The 14,758-nt window shown below is 44.8% G+C and carries 11 protein-coding genes; 2 read left to right on the top strand and 9 right to left on the bottom strand.

The features are described 5' to 3' along the window. Positions 1 to 7: 7 nt before the first annotated feature. The 3 genes from RH46_RS12360 to RH46_RS12350 all read right to left on the bottom strand — a co-directional run bounded on the left by RH46_RS12360 (position 8) and on the right by RH46_RS12350 (position 3,237). Complete coding sequence (locus RH46_RS12360; RefSeq protein WP_006879804.1) at positions 8 to 1,444, bottom strand: glyceraldehyde-3-phosphate dehydrogenase; 1,437 nt, start codon at positions 1,442 to 1,444, stop codon at positions 8 to 10. 337 nt (positions 1,445 to 1,781) lie between these two features. Next, positions 1,782 to 2,855 (bottom strand): hypothetical protein, encoded by a 1,074-nt coding sequence (locus RH46_RS12355; protein WP_006879802.1) that lies wholly within the window; start codon positions 2,853 to 2,855, stop codon positions 1,782 to 1,784. Further along, on the bottom strand, positions 2,830 to 3,237 hold the full coding sequence (locus tag RH46_RS12350; RefSeq protein WP_006879801.1) for a hypothetical protein: 408 nt from the start codon (positions 3,235 to 3,237) through the stop codon (positions 2,830 to 2,832). The genes RH46_RS12355 and RH46_RS12350 overlap by 26 nt, the downstream gene beginning before the upstream one ends. 297 nt (positions 3,238 to 3,534) lie before the next feature. Between RH46_RS12350 and RH46_RS12345 the strand changes: the two genes are divergently transcribed. Further along, complete coding sequence (locus RH46_RS12345) at positions 3,535 to 6,042, top strand: hybrid sensor histidine kinase/response regulator (protein ID WP_241210053.1); 2,508 nt, start codon at positions 3,535 to 3,537, stop codon at positions 6,040 to 6,042. A 7-nt stretch (positions 6,043 to 6,049) separates the two neighbouring features. Here RH46_RS12345 and RH46_RS12340 read toward each other — a convergent pair whose 3' ends face one another. Then, positions 6,050 to 6,499, bottom strand: coding sequence for a dCMP deaminase family protein (locus tag RH46_RS12340; protein ID WP_006879799.1), 450 nt, complete (start codon positions 6,497 to 6,499; stop codon positions 6,050 to 6,052). A 947-nt stretch (positions 6,500 to 7,446) separates the two neighbouring features. Between RH46_RS12340 and RH46_RS12335 the strand changes: the two genes are divergently transcribed. Further along, positions 7,447 to 8,205 (top strand): TerC family protein, encoded by a 759-nt coding sequence (locus RH46_RS12335; RefSeq protein ID WP_006879798.1) that lies wholly within the window; start codon positions 7,447 to 7,449, stop codon positions 8,203 to 8,205. A gap of 70 nt (positions 8,206 to 8,275) precedes the next feature. Here RH46_RS12335 and RH46_RS12330 read toward each other — a convergent pair whose 3' ends face one another. The 5 genes from RH46_RS12330 to RH46_RS12310 form a co-directional block, all read right to left on the bottom strand. Further along, entirely contained in the window at positions 8,276 to 9,553 is a 1,278-nt protein-coding gene (locus RH46_RS12330; protein ID WP_006879797.1) for a cytosine deaminase, read from the bottom strand. A 9-nt stretch (positions 9,554 to 9,562) separates the two neighbouring features. After that, entirely contained in the window at positions 9,563 to 10,801 is a 1,239-nt protein-coding gene (codB, locus tag RH46_RS12325; RefSeq protein WP_006879796.1) for a cytosine permease, read from the bottom strand. Between the two features lie 739 nt (positions 10,802 to 11,540). Then, complete coding sequence (locus RH46_RS12320) at positions 11,541 to 12,887, bottom strand: magnesium transporter (RefSeq protein ID WP_006879795.1); 1,347 nt, start codon at positions 12,885 to 12,887, stop codon at positions 11,541 to 11,543. A 199-nt stretch (positions 12,888 to 13,086) separates the two neighbouring features. Beyond that, entirely contained in the window at positions 13,087 to 14,310 is a 1,224-nt protein-coding gene (locus tag RH46_RS12315; protein WP_006879794.1) for an HlyD family secretion protein, read from the bottom strand. Next, on the bottom strand, positions 14,310 to 14,633 hold the full coding sequence (locus tag RH46_RS12310; protein WP_006879793.1) for a hypothetical protein: 324 nt from the start codon (positions 14,631 to 14,633) through the stop codon (positions 14,310 to 14,312). The genes RH46_RS12315 and RH46_RS12310 overlap by 1 nt, the downstream gene beginning before the upstream one ends. Positions 14,634 to 14,758: the final 125 nt, after the last annotated feature.

Below are 14,758 nucleotides of genomic sequence, written 5' to 3'. Positions count from 1 at the left end.
CGCGAAATTATTTTGTAGGGTAAGTTTTGTAGCGTACACCCATCATCTGTTCCATACAGTGAACAACCTGACAGCTATAACCGAACTCATTGTCGTACCAAATGTATAGAACACAGCGGTTGTCTTGAGCGATAGTCGCCGCACCATCAACTACACCAGCGAAACGAGAACCAACAAGGTCAGTAGATACGATTTCCGTTGACTCAGTGTAATCGATCTGAGCCGAAAGCTCTGATGTCAGAGCCATTTCACGTAGGTAGTCATTAAGCTCTTCCTTATTAGTACCTTTCTCAAGGTTAAGGTTCGCTACTGCCATAGAAACATTAGGTGTTGGTACGCGGATCGCGTTACCAGTTAGCTTACCTGCTAGTTCAGGTAGTGCTTTTGCCACTGCTTTTGCTGCACCTGTTTCAGTCAGAACCATGTTCAGAGAAGCACTGCGACCACGACGTTCACCTGAGTGGAAGTTATCGATTAGGTTCTGGTCGTTAGTAAACGAGTGAACAGTTTCGATATGACCTGAAGTGACACTGTACTTATCATTGATAGCTTTAAGCACTGGTGTTATAGCGTTGGTAGTACAGCTTGCAGCTGAGATGATAGTGTCTTCTGGCTGAATAACGCTGTCGTTAACACCGAACACAACGTTCTTGATGTCGCCTTTACCAGGAGCAGTAAGAAGTACTTTCTCAGCACCTTTACATTCAAGGTGCTGACCCAGGCCTTCAGCATCACGCCATACACCTGTGTTATCAACAACAAGCGCGTTGTTGATGCCGTATGCAGTGTAGTCTACTTCTTGAGGCTTGTTTGCGTAGATAAACTGAATGTAGTTACCATTCGCGATGATTGCTTTACGCTTTTCATCAACGATGATGCTACCGTTGAACTGGCCATGAACTGAGTCACGACGTAGTAGGCTTGCGCGCTTTTCCAAATCACCTTTCTTGCCGCCACGAACGACAACAGCTTTAAGACGTAGTGGGTAACCCGGGCCGTTTTTCTCGACAAGAAGACGAGTAAGCAGACGGCCGATACGACCGAAACCGTAAAGAACAACGTCACGTGGTTCAGTTACTGTCTTGCCATCCATTGCACCCATCAGAGAAGTGTGAAGGAAATCTTTTACGCCATGAGCGTCGTCTCGACCTTGCCAGAACTCATGCGCCAGCTGGCCAACGTCAACACGGCATGGTGACAGTTCCATTTCTGACAGAGCTTTGATAAGAGGAAGAGTTTGTTCTGGGGTGAGAGGAGTACCTGTGTAACGGCGAGCTAGGCGGTGCGTTTTGATGATATCAATGGTTGCCGCGTTTACTAGTGTTTTACCGAAAAGCAAAACTTCTACGCCTTTTTGACGGTAAAGCTGACCAAGTAGGGGAGAAATAGATTCCGCAATCGTTTGGCTAGTTTGCCAGTCTAAAAGATGTTTCTCTGGACTCATGTTTCGTTTGGACCTTTCACGTTTTGGGGACTGACTCTACTTTGCTGTTGTAGGGAAGCAGGTAGAGATAAATTTACTATGTAGTAGTTTTGTAATTTTTATGCGGCAGGATTGTAAGGCCTAATATCTTATTCTGCTAGTAAAATTAATATAAGCCCTTAAGGCTGAGAAAAGCGGATAATTTGGCGAAAAATACTAAATTTAGTACGAGGTATCGCCTATTGACATTTCTGAAGGGGGCGGCTTATTTTGTGACTAAAAATACTTGTCGCACATAATTGATGTAACACGATAGTTTAGGTATTAATTTAATTATGATCTTGATCGCTTAATAAACCTAAAACGTGAACGATAATCCGATGGAGATAACGTCGACTTTAGATGTGAGTGGTTTAGTGGGATCTTGAGGTTGAGTAAACTGTCCACTGATCACGTTTTCCTCACCCGCAAACCGTTGCCACTCTACAGAAGTGTTTAATTGTGGGGTCCAGTCATAACGAAAACCGATTAAATAGCTCTCACTGCTTGTTGATACACGAGTCTGCCCATACTGAATATAGGGAGTGATCTGGCCAAAATTATAATCAAAACCAGCGTACCAGTTAGCACTGATATCGTTAGTAAGCATGGTTTCAGCCTGAAAATGAAGCGGACCAAAATAGTGGCTCAGACCAAGAGAAAAAATGTTCATTTTATAGACTGGAAGTCCTGGCAGTTCACCTTGCAGCGCAGCGTCAACATTCACGTACGCAAAGCGAACCAGGTTATCCCCATAATAGAGTTCAGACGACACTCCAATCGCACGAGATATATCTAGGCTAAGGGTCTCACCGTAATAGAGATAATCGACTTCTCGCGGTATGGAGTAGAAGGGACTAACACTTAACTGTAGGTCATCACCTAGCAGGAAAGACATGTCGGCGGTCACCCCGTCATAGTAGGTGATACCTAAATTATTGGTGTAGATTTCAAGTGGTAATCTTAACCAGGGATAAGCGCTCGAAACATAATAGTATTCGGACATAATGAAGAGCGGTACCCGCAGCCTACCCGCTGTCACTCGGGTGTCGCCGAATGAGTACTCAAGAGAGGCCCTTTCCAGCTCGGGTGATGAGAAGTGGTCTTGCGGCCTTTTAACCACTTGAAGCGTTGATCTTAAATTGGTGTCCATTAGCCAGTTAAGCTGTAAGCCTAAGGTTGTATCGCAGTCAAAACACCACTCGTCGGTTACATCCCGATTAGCAATCACTGGTGTGTCATTGTCGCTCTTGGCTGCTGACACTGTGCCGAAGCCACTTACCTGGATATTATCTGAGACGGAATACTGGGCATAGCTACTAAACGGGAGTATTGCCAGTACGACCAATCCGGTCTCTTTAAGCGTTTTACTCAGTAAGTTTATAGATGACATAAGCGTCCTCTGGAAGTAGATGTTCTGGAACATACGCAATGCCATTCGCGTTGTTCCTAAGCCAATTAACGATGACGGTTTGTGACTCATCCTTTATCTCGATCGGTGCTACTGCATTACCGGAAAAGGACTGCCTGGCCCAAATGGCTGCCATTTGGTTAGGTGTCTTATTTAATAGTTGTTGGTAGAAGTGTTTTCTGTAGTCAGATTCACGCGGCAGATCCATCAATCGGATTGGTAGCCCATTGATGTTAGATATGCGTCCACGATAGAGCATTTTGACTTGATTTGAGTGTAAAGCGTCTATTTCCGCATTCATGGTAATGATGACAAAAGTTTGCCCCATTACAGGAAAGCAGAGCGAAAATAGAATCGCGAACATCAGCAATCTGTTCAAAAATATCCTCACAATGTTGGATAAGAATCTTGTTTCTTATCACATTTTAGTTGATGAAAGATGTTTTGCTTGTTTGAAATAGCATGCGGTAGTGTAAAAGTTCATCTAAGCTTATATTTCGTTAAACCAATTTGATTCAAGGAATGAATCCGGATGCGACTGACCAATATGTCTATAAAAAGTAGACTATTTATCTTATGCCTTATACCTACTTTAGTGATCATTGCGTTCAGTGCCAGCCTAGCGAGAGATTTTCAGAGCCGACTTCACAGCTATCAACTTGTGAATGAGAAAAATAGCTCGATTGCTCTACTCACTGAGTTCTCGCACCACCTATCTTCGGCCCTTAGTAAACGCCTGAATGGACAAAGCGCGGCGACATCAATACGTATGGCGCAAGAATTACTGGTTCATATCTCGCAGACGGCTCACACAGAAAAACATGACCACCATGGCCAGCACACGGTCAGTTACACGCTAAGTTATATTGAAGAGTTGCAGCAACTCATTCCTGAAGTTGAAAGTGCAGATCCAGAGTCTACCGTAGAAGTGGGTCGGCTTATTTATACTGTCTACCATGACTTAATTATGGAGATTCAATCGTTAACAAGTCATGAAGCGTCCATTACCATCCACAATCTGGATCTAGTGTTATCCGATCTGAGTTGGCTTTACTACTGGATGGAGAGAGAAGCCTGGTTGACACAAGAGATTGACTGGTTTGACTGGCAGTACACCGAATATGCTGAAGAGTACTTTCGCATCAGTGAACGACAGCAGTTTTACTTAGATAAGTTTATTAACCTTGGCGCTGACTCCGAGCAGATAGAAGTACTATTAGATATCTTCGCTAGTCGCGAATTTCAGCAAGGTTTATTAGTTAAAGACAGATTGCTGACTTTCTCACAAGCTTCGAACATCCCTTCTGATTTTGTAGAGATAATCCAAAAACGAAATAAAACCGTTGAGCGTCAACTTATTTCTTTTTCGCAGCAGCTACAAACCGAGCTAACGAGAAGTATCGAGCGTGCCGAAGATGGCTTATGGGCAATTATCATCTCGGGCGTGACTATTTTCGTGGTTATGTTTGCATGGGGATCTAGTACGCTTGGGCGTATTAACAGTAAGTTAGCGAAGATCATCTACGTGATGGGCAGGCTAAAAGAAAAAGACGGTGCCGAGCAAATCCCTGTTGATGGTAAAGATGAGTTCTCGAAATTTGCTCATCAGTTGAATCAGATCATCGATCAACAAAAAGAGTACGAGCGAAACCTTGTCAGCGCGAAAGAGAATGCCGAAGCCGCCAGTCAGGCCAAGAGTGTTTTTCTTGCCAACATGTCCCACGAAATAAGAACCCCCTTAAATGGTATTATTGGCATGGCTGAAATCCTCTCTGACAGTCATCTGTCTAGCAGCCAGAAAGAGATTCTGTCTGATATCGATACCTCTTCACATGCGCTGCTGGTACTGATCAACGACATCCTAGACTTATCTAAGATTGAATCAGGAAATCTGATACTTTCGGTTCACACTGTCTGCTTGCGAGAGATGGTCTTTGACACAGTAAATATGCTCACCTCAAAAGCATTAAAACAAGATGTTGAGCTAAAAGTTGATTTTGCTGACAACTTGCCAGATAACATCGAGATTGATGATTTCCGTTTTAAACAGGTTCTGATGAACTTGCTGAGCAATGCGGTCAAATTTACCCAGCAGGGAAGTGTCAGTGTCGAGTTATTGATAGAAGGCCAACAGTTGGTTTGCCACGTTGCCGATAGTGGGGTGGGGATCTCGCCTGAGAAACTAACGGAAATATTTAAACCTTTCACTCAGGAGGATGGCAGCATCACCCGTCGCTTTGGTGGAACGGGTTTAGGTTTAGCTATCTGTAATCAGTTAATAGAAATCATGCAGGGGACAATATCCGTGAGTTCGACACCGGGTGTTGGTAGTCGTTTCACGGTTTCTGTACCGCTAGAGGTTAGCGATCAGCAGCCTGAGAAGTTTAAGCTCGAACAACGCGCCTTGCTGGTGGTCAATGAGTCTAAATACAGAGAGTTGGTCATCAAAGAAACAGTACGACTTGGGGTTGAACTGGTCACGTGTGAAACAGTTGAAGATACCCTTTCAGTTGACAGCGAATTCTCGTTAGTCCTTTACTGCATTAGCCAGATTCGAAGTTCACGTAATGATCTCACCCAGCTAAGAACTCGCTTTCCAGACGCTGAGCTGATTGGTTTACATCATCATCTATATGCAGAGCCTGAACTGGATATGTTGCTCTCCGCTCATGCGACGTTACCAATCTTAGGTAAGCGTCTGGAGTCAACGCTGAAAACCGCGTTAGCAGCCCGTAAGCTTGATAGTTACAGTGATGATCAAAGCATGGATGACAATCTCCATGCACCAGTCAAAAAGGTCCTTATCGTCGAAGATAATCTGATGAATCAAAAAATAGCTTCGTTTTTTCTCAATAAAATGGGTATCGACTACAGCATTACCAGTAATGGGCTTGATGCAGTGAATACGGTGAAATCTGGTCAGCGGTTTTGTGCGATTCTTATGGACTGTATGATGCCAATTATGGACGGCTTAACCGCAACGCGAGAAATACGTCAATGGGAAAAGGAACAAGGTAAAGAGAGTACGCCAATCATTGCGTTAACAGCCAGCGTTTTACCTGAGGAGATCCAAAGCTGCTTTGACGTCGGTATGGATGCCTACTTACCCAAACCTTACAAATCACAGCAGCTATTTGAGACCTTAGAGCGGCTGCACGTCACCTTCTGATCTTTGCTTAGGGCTGGCCTAAGTCGCTTAGCGGCAGCCAGTTCACTTTTACACCAGCCTGAAGGAACATCTCTTGGCTGACCGTGATCTTGTCACCCCAACGAGATAGGAAATCCTCTGTTTGTTCAGGACAGTGCACCGCAGAAATGCCAGTTTGAATGATTTTTGCTGCGCAGTTAGGGCATGGGAAATGAGTTACCCAGATTTCACAACCATCTAAGTCGCGCTTAGCGAACAGAATTGCGTTTTCTTCTGCGTGTAGAGTTTTCAAATACTTCATTTCTCGATCGTCGGTCATTGCGCTATCAGAGATACCGTGCGGATAGCCGTTAAAGCCAACGGAAACGATACGGTTCTGTTTAGTGATTACCGCACCAACCTGAGTGGAAGGATCCTTACTCCATGAGCCGACTAATTCGGCCATTTGGTAAAAACGTTGCGCCCACTTAGAAATCATTGAGTCTGTCCCCTAAAAGATATCTGCCTAGACTTAAGCTAGGTCAATCGAGTTCTGTGATGTTGATCTAGTCATAATATCCTAATTTAAAGCCACTTAGTCCAGTAAAAAGCGCGATTGTTAAAAGTAATTGCGGTTGAGCAGCTAAAGTTAGTGATCTAAATCACTCGATAAAAATGGATATTTTCAGCCATATGCCAATTAGCGTGTGCGAGATCTCTCACAAGGTCGTGAGCGTTGAGATCCTGCTTGGTTGAGAAATATAGCGTTTTTTTGTCTAACTGCATGTTTTATATATTTTTGTATGTTTCTTAACCGTTGGGGAAAGAGCCAAAAAACGAAAATTAACCGTTGTTAATAATCGCTGTTGGCTTAATCTTAAGTTGTCAGCAGGAAGCAGACACGGAACAGGAAAGACCCAAGGATAGGTCATCTTCAGGAAGAAGATTCGATTATTCAGGACGAATAATTGGCAAGGAAAGCGAAGGACATTGGCTGGACGCTAGTAACTAGGATGGTTACACAAGGAAAGACAATGGACGCTTAACGGACTAAGGCAATTTCTATCAGGACGATGGAATCAGGACACCACTCAGGAAGGGTGATGAGAGTTAGCCAGGATAGCTAACGGGCTGGATTGCCAAGGACACCGCTAGGAAGGCGATGATAAGGAAAGTGCTGAAGGATTCAGCGTACTATCAAGGAATAGATGCAGGGAGCACCTATTAGTAGCCGGATTGCTGCGAGTATGAATAGACCCCACTAGGCGAAAGCTTAGTGGGGTTTTCTTTTTCCGGTAACCTTCTGTTACAAACATGGATATTGCTAAGCGAGCAAACTGGTGATTTACTAGCGTTTCCTAAGTAACAGAGGTATACAACTTAAATGGACGACCCCTTTAGTCGACTGAGCACTTTCCTGACTTTCACAACTGTGGAGGTTGAACAATGTTAGATCTTTTCATGCAACCCGAAACCTGGGTTATTTTCTCCACACTATTCGCACTTGAAGTGGTACTTGGCGTTGATAACGTCGTCTTTATATCGGTTCTCTGTGAGCGATTGCCACTACACCAACGCAAGTTCGCGCGTAACTTGGGTATCTCCTTAGCTGTAGCTGCACGTATTGTTCTGGTCTTTTCTATCTCGTGGGTAATGTCCCTGACTGAACCTTTGTTGGTGGTTGGTGATTTTAGCCTTACCGGACGAGAACTGATTATGATTGCTGGTGGTGCATTCCTATTAGCGAAAAGTGGTAAGGAGCTATGGTCGTGGTTGATACACCATGAAACGGCCCATTCTACCCATGTAAGAACAGGTCTGGCAGTCGTGCTGTTACAGATTGTTGCCGTTGACGCTGTATTCTCAATGGACTCAGTGATTACTGCGGTAGGTTTGACTGACCAGGTGCCGATTATGGTGGCAGCGATTCTGGCTTCCGCTGTGGTTATGGTGTTAACCGCAGAAAAGATTAATAACCTGGTGACTCAATACCCAGGCTTCAAAACACTTGCCCTGTTGTTTTTGATTCTATTGGGTGGTCTTCTAATGGCTGAGGGCTTTGCCCTTCATGTCAACAAAGGTTACGTTTACTTTGCAATGGCGTTTGGTTTGATTCTGGAGCTGTGTCATATCCAGCTTAAGAAGAAACAAAAAATGCAGGTCAAACGTATACGCTCGTTAAGAGTTGAAACCAACATCGCTTAACAAAGTTGAGGTTAAGCACAATAAAAATGGGAAGCCTGAGCTTCCCATTTTTGATCGAAGTGAATGCAACTTAGCGTTTGAATGTCACTTTTTCTTGTTCACCCAGATAGATGTCAGTTTGCGCCGGTTGGGTTTGCGCAATCACTTGGCCGTGACGAACGGAGTAACGCACCGGAACCTGACGACGCACTGCATCAAAGCCGTTCTCAGCTGGAAGAATCAACAGGCTACCCGGCTTGCCTTCCTCTATACCGTGTTTATCGGAAATGTTTAGCGTGCGAGCTGAATTGGTACTGATTAACGCAAGGCTATTGTTGATTTGATCGTAGCCCATCACCTGACACACATGCAGGCCCATATGCAGAACCTGCAGCATGTTTGCCGTACCAAGCGGATACCATGGGTCGAACACATCATCATGACCAAAGCAGACATTGATATTTGCTGCCAACATCTCTTTCACACGAGTCACGCCGCGGCGCTTAGGGTAATCGTCAAAGCGACCTTGAAGGTGAATATTCACCAATGGGTTGGCGACAAAGTTGATTCCTGACATACGGAGTAGACGGAACAGACGTGAAGCGTATGCACCATTGTAAGACCCCATTGCTGTTGTATGGCTTGCGGTGACCTTTTCTCCCATCTGATATTTATGCGCCAGTGCAGCAAGTGTTTCGACAAAGCGTGACTGTTCATCATCGATTTCGTCACAGTGAACGTCGATAAGACAGTCATATTTTCTTGCCAATTCAAACGCATAGTGCAGAGACTCAATGCCATACTCACGAGTGAACTCGAAATGAGGAATCGCACCAATGACATCTGCGCCCAGCTGGACAGCCTGTTCAAGGAGTTCTTTACCGTTCGGGTAAGAAAGGATACCTTCTTGCGGAAACGCCACAATCTGAATATCTACCCACTGTTTCATCTCTTCACGCAGCTCCACCATCGCTTTTAATGCGATAAGGGTTGGATCAGAAACGTCAACATGGGTACGAACGTGCTGAACACCATTAGCGATTTGCCATTTGAGTGTTTGCTTCGCTCGGGTTTTAACGTCTTCAATAGAAAGCAGTTCTTTACGCTCTGCCCATCGCTCAATGCCCTCAAACAAAGTGCCAGAAATGTTCCAGCTAGGTTCACCTGCTGTTTGAGTGGTATCTAAATGGATATGAGGTTCACAGAATGGAGCGACAGCTAAGCCGCCCTCTGCGTCTAGAGTTTCACCGTCAAAAGCAATCTCTGCATCGTTGTCTAGTATCTGCTTAAATTGACCGTCTTCAATCAGGATCTGTTTTAAACCGTCCTGGTCTTGTAGCTTAGCGTTTTTGATCAATAGCGTTGTCATGATGCTTCCTTACGCTGTTTGTGTTTTCAGCGCGTGTTTGTTGAATAGTGGGTTTAGAGCTGCATAGCAAAGAGCGCCACCGAGAACTGCGTTCAATGGAACGACGCCCGGAATGAATTTACCCGCTGCTACGCCAACTGCAACCGCGATAATGCCAGCCCAGTTAACAGTTTTGAACTGCGCGTTGGCAAAGTCTTTGTAACGTTTCCGGTTGATTAGGAAGTCCGCAATGATAACCCCACCGATAGGAGGGATTGCCGTTGATAGGAAGGTTAGCCAACCGACGAAATTATTGTAAAGCCACAGGGCGAATATTGTGCCGATGATACCGTTGATAATAGACATGATTGTGCTTGAACGGCCAGTAATGTTTGAGAAACCAAGACCAGATGCGTAAAGGGCGTTTTCGTTTGTCGTCCAGATATTTAAGCCAAGTACAATAATTGCCGGAATAAGCAGTCCCTGAGCAATCATCACATCAGAGATATCAGCCTGACCTGTTGCAGCTGCACCAGCGGCACCGAAGATAAACATGAGTGAGTTGCCGATAAAGAAGGCAACCATAGTAACCAGTACTGCGCCAGCAGGTTTTTTACCGAAACGTACGAAGTCGGCCGTCAGGGTGCCCGCGCTGACAAATGAGCCGACCACCATTGCAAGTGCGACGGAAAAGTCCATCGGAGTTTCAGGTTCAATAAGCTGTAATTGTTCCAGACCTCCGACACTTTCAACGGCCATCGATACAGAGTAGCTACCCAGAACAGCAATAGCAGGAACCGCAATTGCTGAAAGCACCATCAAAGCTTTGATGCCGAAGTAAACCGTTGCGGTCATTAGTAGCCCAGAAACAATGATCAGAGTATTGGTATCAATTCCTGTTGCTTTGTGCACCGGAATGGCAAACATTGCGACGCCGACACCAAACCAGCCGACCTGAGTACCGCCAAGTAGAGCGGAAGGAAGCCAAGAGCCTTTAGTACCAAAAGAGAAACGAGCAAGAAGGTGAGTAGAGAGACCAGTAGAAGCGCCGATGTAACCGAGGAAAGAAGTGTAAATACCGAGGATGAGGTTACCAATGAGAACAGCGAGGAAGAAGTCGTTGAATGAAAGACCAGTTCCGAGGGAACCACCGGTCCACATACTAGCGGAGAAGAAAGTCAGTCCTAACATTACCATAGTAAGTGAAGCGACCCCTTTTCTAGCCGTGTCCGGCACTGGTCCAAGACTGTAGTTATTGTCCGCAGCCATCTATAACCTCCGCAAATAGATTAGTATTACAAATTTTCAGTATGTTTTAGGCAAACGGCGCGTATTATGGAGATAAATATGGTTGCGTCAATAAGAAAATGTCTGATTGTAGTATAATTTTATACTTATCTATTTTAATTCCTTAATTAACAGTGGGTTAATTTATGGGTGATGTTTTTTATTTATAATCTAACCTAAGTTTTTTCTCAGATTGTTGTTAACAAACTGTGTTTTGTTTTGATTTTCTTGGTATTTGTTATGAATATGACGTTCTATAAATTAAGGGGGCGAGAAGGGTGGTATTGGTACTCATACGCAAACGTTATCTTATGACTTTTTGCTCTCCATGCGCGACTCTTGCCGATGTTACTGATGAAAGAGTGCTGATTTTGAGGGTTTGGTCTCTAATTCGACTTAGTTTGCTATTAACTGATGTTTATTCTGAGGTGAGTATTGTGAGGTTATATGGCGTCCAGAAAACAAAAAGGCCAATCTCAAGAAGGGAGATTGGCCGCTATAAGTGTGAACAAATCAGGTTCACTAACAACGTCAGTTGGCTAGGTGACCCTCGGCTTAAGAAGGGTCATTATTACTATTGCAGTATATGTGCCAACTTTAATAGCACCTAATTGCTCTGAAATTGCTAGTTTTGGAACTTTTTTGTTACCCTATTTGCATATTGAAATTGCAAAATGCAATTCATCTCATATTTGCTAATGACAGGTTTGATAATTCTCAGCTATAGCATGACTAAGCTGGCTGTCCCAAGAAATGCAAAGAAGCCAACCACATCTGTGACGGTAGTAAGTACCACTGAACCTGCAAGAGCAGGGTCAAGCTTCAACTTGTCGAGCGCGATTGGGATCAGGACTCCGAACATAGCTGCAGTAATGATGTTTACGATGATCGCCAAGGCGATAGTTGCACCGAGAATAGTTGACTGAAACCAAAGCCCGGCAATGGCACCAATGATCAGCGCCCACAGTAAGCCGTTAATTGAACCAATACCAATTTCATTCTTTAGTAAGGCCCAACGGTTACCCGGCGTGATCTGATTGAGCGCCATAGCACGAATCATCAGTGTCAGAGTCTGGCTTCCTGCAATACCACCCATGGAAGCAACAATCGGCATTAATACTGCGAGAGCAACAACCTGCGCTATAACATCTTCAAACAGACCAATAGTGACTGAGGCTAAAATCGCTGTCATCAAGTTAATACCAAGCCACACGCCACGTTTTTGTGAGCTCTTAATTACCGGAGCAAACAGGTCATCCCCTTCATCCATACCGGTACCCGCCATCAAGCGAGCTTCATAGATCTCACGTTGATTGCTTAAGGCAAACTGCCAGTCAACTTCACCAATCAGCATTTGTGCCTCATCAGTAACAGGCATCGCAGGTTGGGATGAGTGCTCTAACGCCTCGATACTTTCCGCCAAGCTCATCTTGGCGTTAAGCGTGACGATGTTTTCTAAAGCCAGATTTTTCAGTCGTTCACTAGGCTCAGCGCGCAATAGGTCGATGTAACTGACGACACCACGAAACTGTTTACGCTTGTTGATTAAGTAGATTTGTTGAGGAGCGTCGTAACTGTAGCGCTCCATCAGCCCCTTGGCTTTATCTACGGAAATATTGAAAGGCAAGGTAACGATTTTTCGTTCAGCCCAGCGGCCGAGTTCATCATCTTCGTATTCGTTAGCTTGATCGTAGAGTTCTAACTCGTCTTTCTCGATGAGCTGTAGAGCTTCATTAATGATCTCTTCTGGCAGAGAGTCTGCCCATTCAATCAGCGACAGGTTATCGAGCTTTGCCAGAGTAAGTTTTAACTCGGTTTCTGACAGTTCATCAATAATCGAATGGCGAACTTCAGCACGAGCTTCTGTTAACGCTTCAATGTGCAGCTCAAGAGGCAAACCGCGCCACAGTTTGGCACGCTCATCAAGGGGAAATGCTTCAAGAATTAGAGCGATGGAGCCAGAGTCCAGCCCGAGTTCGATCGAATCGTTTAGAATGCTTACCTGATCGGTTTCTTCTGCTTGTGCTATTTGTTCAATGAGTATCGAGAGATCTTGGAACTGGCTCATTGATTACCTCGTCGGTCGGTGATGCGTTATTCTGTTGTTCAAGGTACTCGAAAGTAGCAGAAAAACAATACTCTATCGAGCGACTATCACCGGATAAGACCTGACGTATAGCTGAATGGCGGTTTTTGCACCAAGCTGTGGAGCGACAAAATAAAAAACCGCCAGACTGGCTGGCGGTTTAAGGTAGCTATTAGCGAACTTAAATAGAGTAGAAGTAGTACAATTGAGACTTCATTCGAATAATGATGCCGCGAATCGCATCAAGAAAAGCCATGAATCCAATTGGCTTTTCGCCACTTACCCAAGCAAGTCCTACTGAGCCGACCGGAATATCATAGTCCTGACCCTCTTCGATCTTTAGGCGCACAAAGTGATGTTTGTTCTGCAGGTTTTTGCCAGTTGTTGTACGTACCGCCTGGTCTAAGCCGAGAAGATTACTTTGCGCTTCCCCGGTCGCTTCAACAATGCCTTCAACTTGCGCCGAGAAAATCTTACCCGGATAAACTGAAGAGGCGAATTCAGCTGGCTGACCTGGTTTTACATTGCGAATCGCCTGATGGTTAACGCGCATAAGTACGTACTTCTCGTTGGTGTACATTTGCAGGCGAGGCATCATAGATACCCGTTGGCCTTCACGCAGGATAAAGTTGGTCACGAAACCATCTGCTGGCGCGTATACTTTGGTGCTATCTAAGTCCCACTGGGCTTTAGCCAGTTGCTCAGTTGCTGTTTTCCAGTCTGCTTCTCGACTCTGAACGGTTAGCTCAGATTTAGTGATTGCAAGCTTGGCTTTATCCGCAGCGACTTTTTTGCTGCTTAGTTCAGACTCAATGGTAGCGACATTGTGTTTGGCCTTTTCTACGGAAGTAATTTGCTTATCGATGTCGCTGGCCGTAATGGTGTTCTTAACCACACGGTTCTGCTCCTGATAACGCTTAAGCATCTTTTGTTGTAGCTCGTAGTCAGCTTTAGCGGAGGCCAAACGGCTCTGTGTCGTTTTCACATCCTGTAGCATTGATGTGTAGTTCGCTTTGGCAATCGCAATGTCTTCGATCGACACTTTGTGTGCCACCAGTGCGGCTTCTTCCGCGACTTTGGCCTGATTCAGAGCAATTTGGTATTGGGTCGGATCGATTTCATAGATTAACTGACCTTTGTACACCTGCTGATTTGGCTCGATATGGATCTTGTCGACCTTACCCGTTACGTTAGTCGAATCCGGACGTAACTGAATATGAGGAGATTGAACCACTGAGCCGCCCGAGATATCCATAGGCGTATAGTTAATCAAACCAACCCAGACGAACATCAACCATGAGACGCCACCAAGATAAGCAAACGCTTTGGTTCCCTTATTCCACGGCATGCCAACTAAGCGAAGTAAGTAGATAAACAGCGCCCATACTGCTAAACCTTCTAACATTACGCCCCCTCCTGATCATTGGTTGTTTTTGGTGCATGGCGCCACGTGTCTCGCAGGTTGATGATGGCTTTCTCCATATCAACAAAAGCGAGAATTACGGCGATGACCCAAACCCAGTGCCAGATAAAACCAATCCAAGTGAGTGCAGTTATCAATCCAATTTGATGATGATCTTTACTGTGGGCTTTATTGATTGGTAGTTCGTGGAATTTCCAGAATCCAAATAGTGCTGCACCTATAGTGCCGACAAGCACAACGGTTGCGACGACATGTAAGACAGTATCAGCGCTAGTTCCAACGAACGGGACACTTAGTAAACTCATTCAAGGCTCCAATGTAATAGCGAAGCTTAATTGTGATCTAGATTTGATTAAGGGCGTAAGTTGTGACAGATTAAGTCATATATCGACCTAAATTGAGTGGTTCTGTAATTGAAGAAAGTGAGATT

It is taken from the genome of Vibrio brasiliensis LMG 20546 (assembly GCF_000189255.1).
GTDB classification, from domain to species: Bacteria; Pseudomonadota; Gammaproteobacteria; order Enterobacterales; family Vibrionaceae; genus Vibrio; species Vibrio brasiliensis.
Note: the sequence above shows the minus strand (reverse complement) of the source record. Positions and strands in the feature narration are given on the sequence as shown.

Excerpts from the sequence above, each read along its gene's own strand:
- RH46_RS12360 (WP_006879804.1), bottom strand. The coding sequence starts at position 1,444 with ATGAGTCCAGAGAAACATCTTTTAGACTGGCAAACTAGCCAAACGATT.
- RH46_RS12355 (WP_006879802.1), bottom strand. The coding sequence starts at position 2,855 with ATGTCATCTATAAACTTACTGAGTAAAACGCTTAAAGAGACCGGATTG.
- RH46_RS12350 (WP_006879801.1), bottom strand. The coding sequence starts at position 3,237 with ATGTTCGCGATTCTATTTTCGCTCTGCTTTCCTGTAATGGGGCAAACT.
- RH46_RS12340 (WP_006879799.1), bottom strand. The coding sequence starts at position 6,499 with ATGATTTCTAAGTGGGCGCAACGTTTTTACCAAATGGCCGAATTAGTC.
- RH46_RS12335 (WP_006879798.1), top strand. The coding sequence starts at position 7,447 with ATGTTAGATCTTTTCATGCAACCCGAAACCTGGGTTATTTTCTCCACA.
- RH46_RS12330 (WP_006879797.1), bottom strand. The coding sequence starts at position 9,553 with ATGACAACGCTATTGATCAAAAACGCTAAGCTACAAGACCAGGACGGT.
- codB (WP_006879796.1), bottom strand. The coding sequence starts at position 10,801 with ATGGCTGCGGACAATAACTACAGTCTTGGACCAGTGCCGGACACGGCT.
- RH46_RS12320 (WP_006879795.1), bottom strand. The coding sequence starts at position 12,887 with ATGAGCCAGTTCCAAGATCTCTCGATACTCATTGAACAAATAGCACAA.
- RH46_RS12315 (WP_006879794.1), bottom strand. The coding sequence starts at position 14,310 with ATGTTAGAAGGTTTAGCAGTATGGGCGCTGTTTATCTACTTACTTCGC.
- RH46_RS12310 (WP_006879793.1), bottom strand. The coding sequence starts at position 14,633 with ATGAGTTTACTAAGTGTCCCGTTCGTTGGAACTAGCGCTGATACTGTC.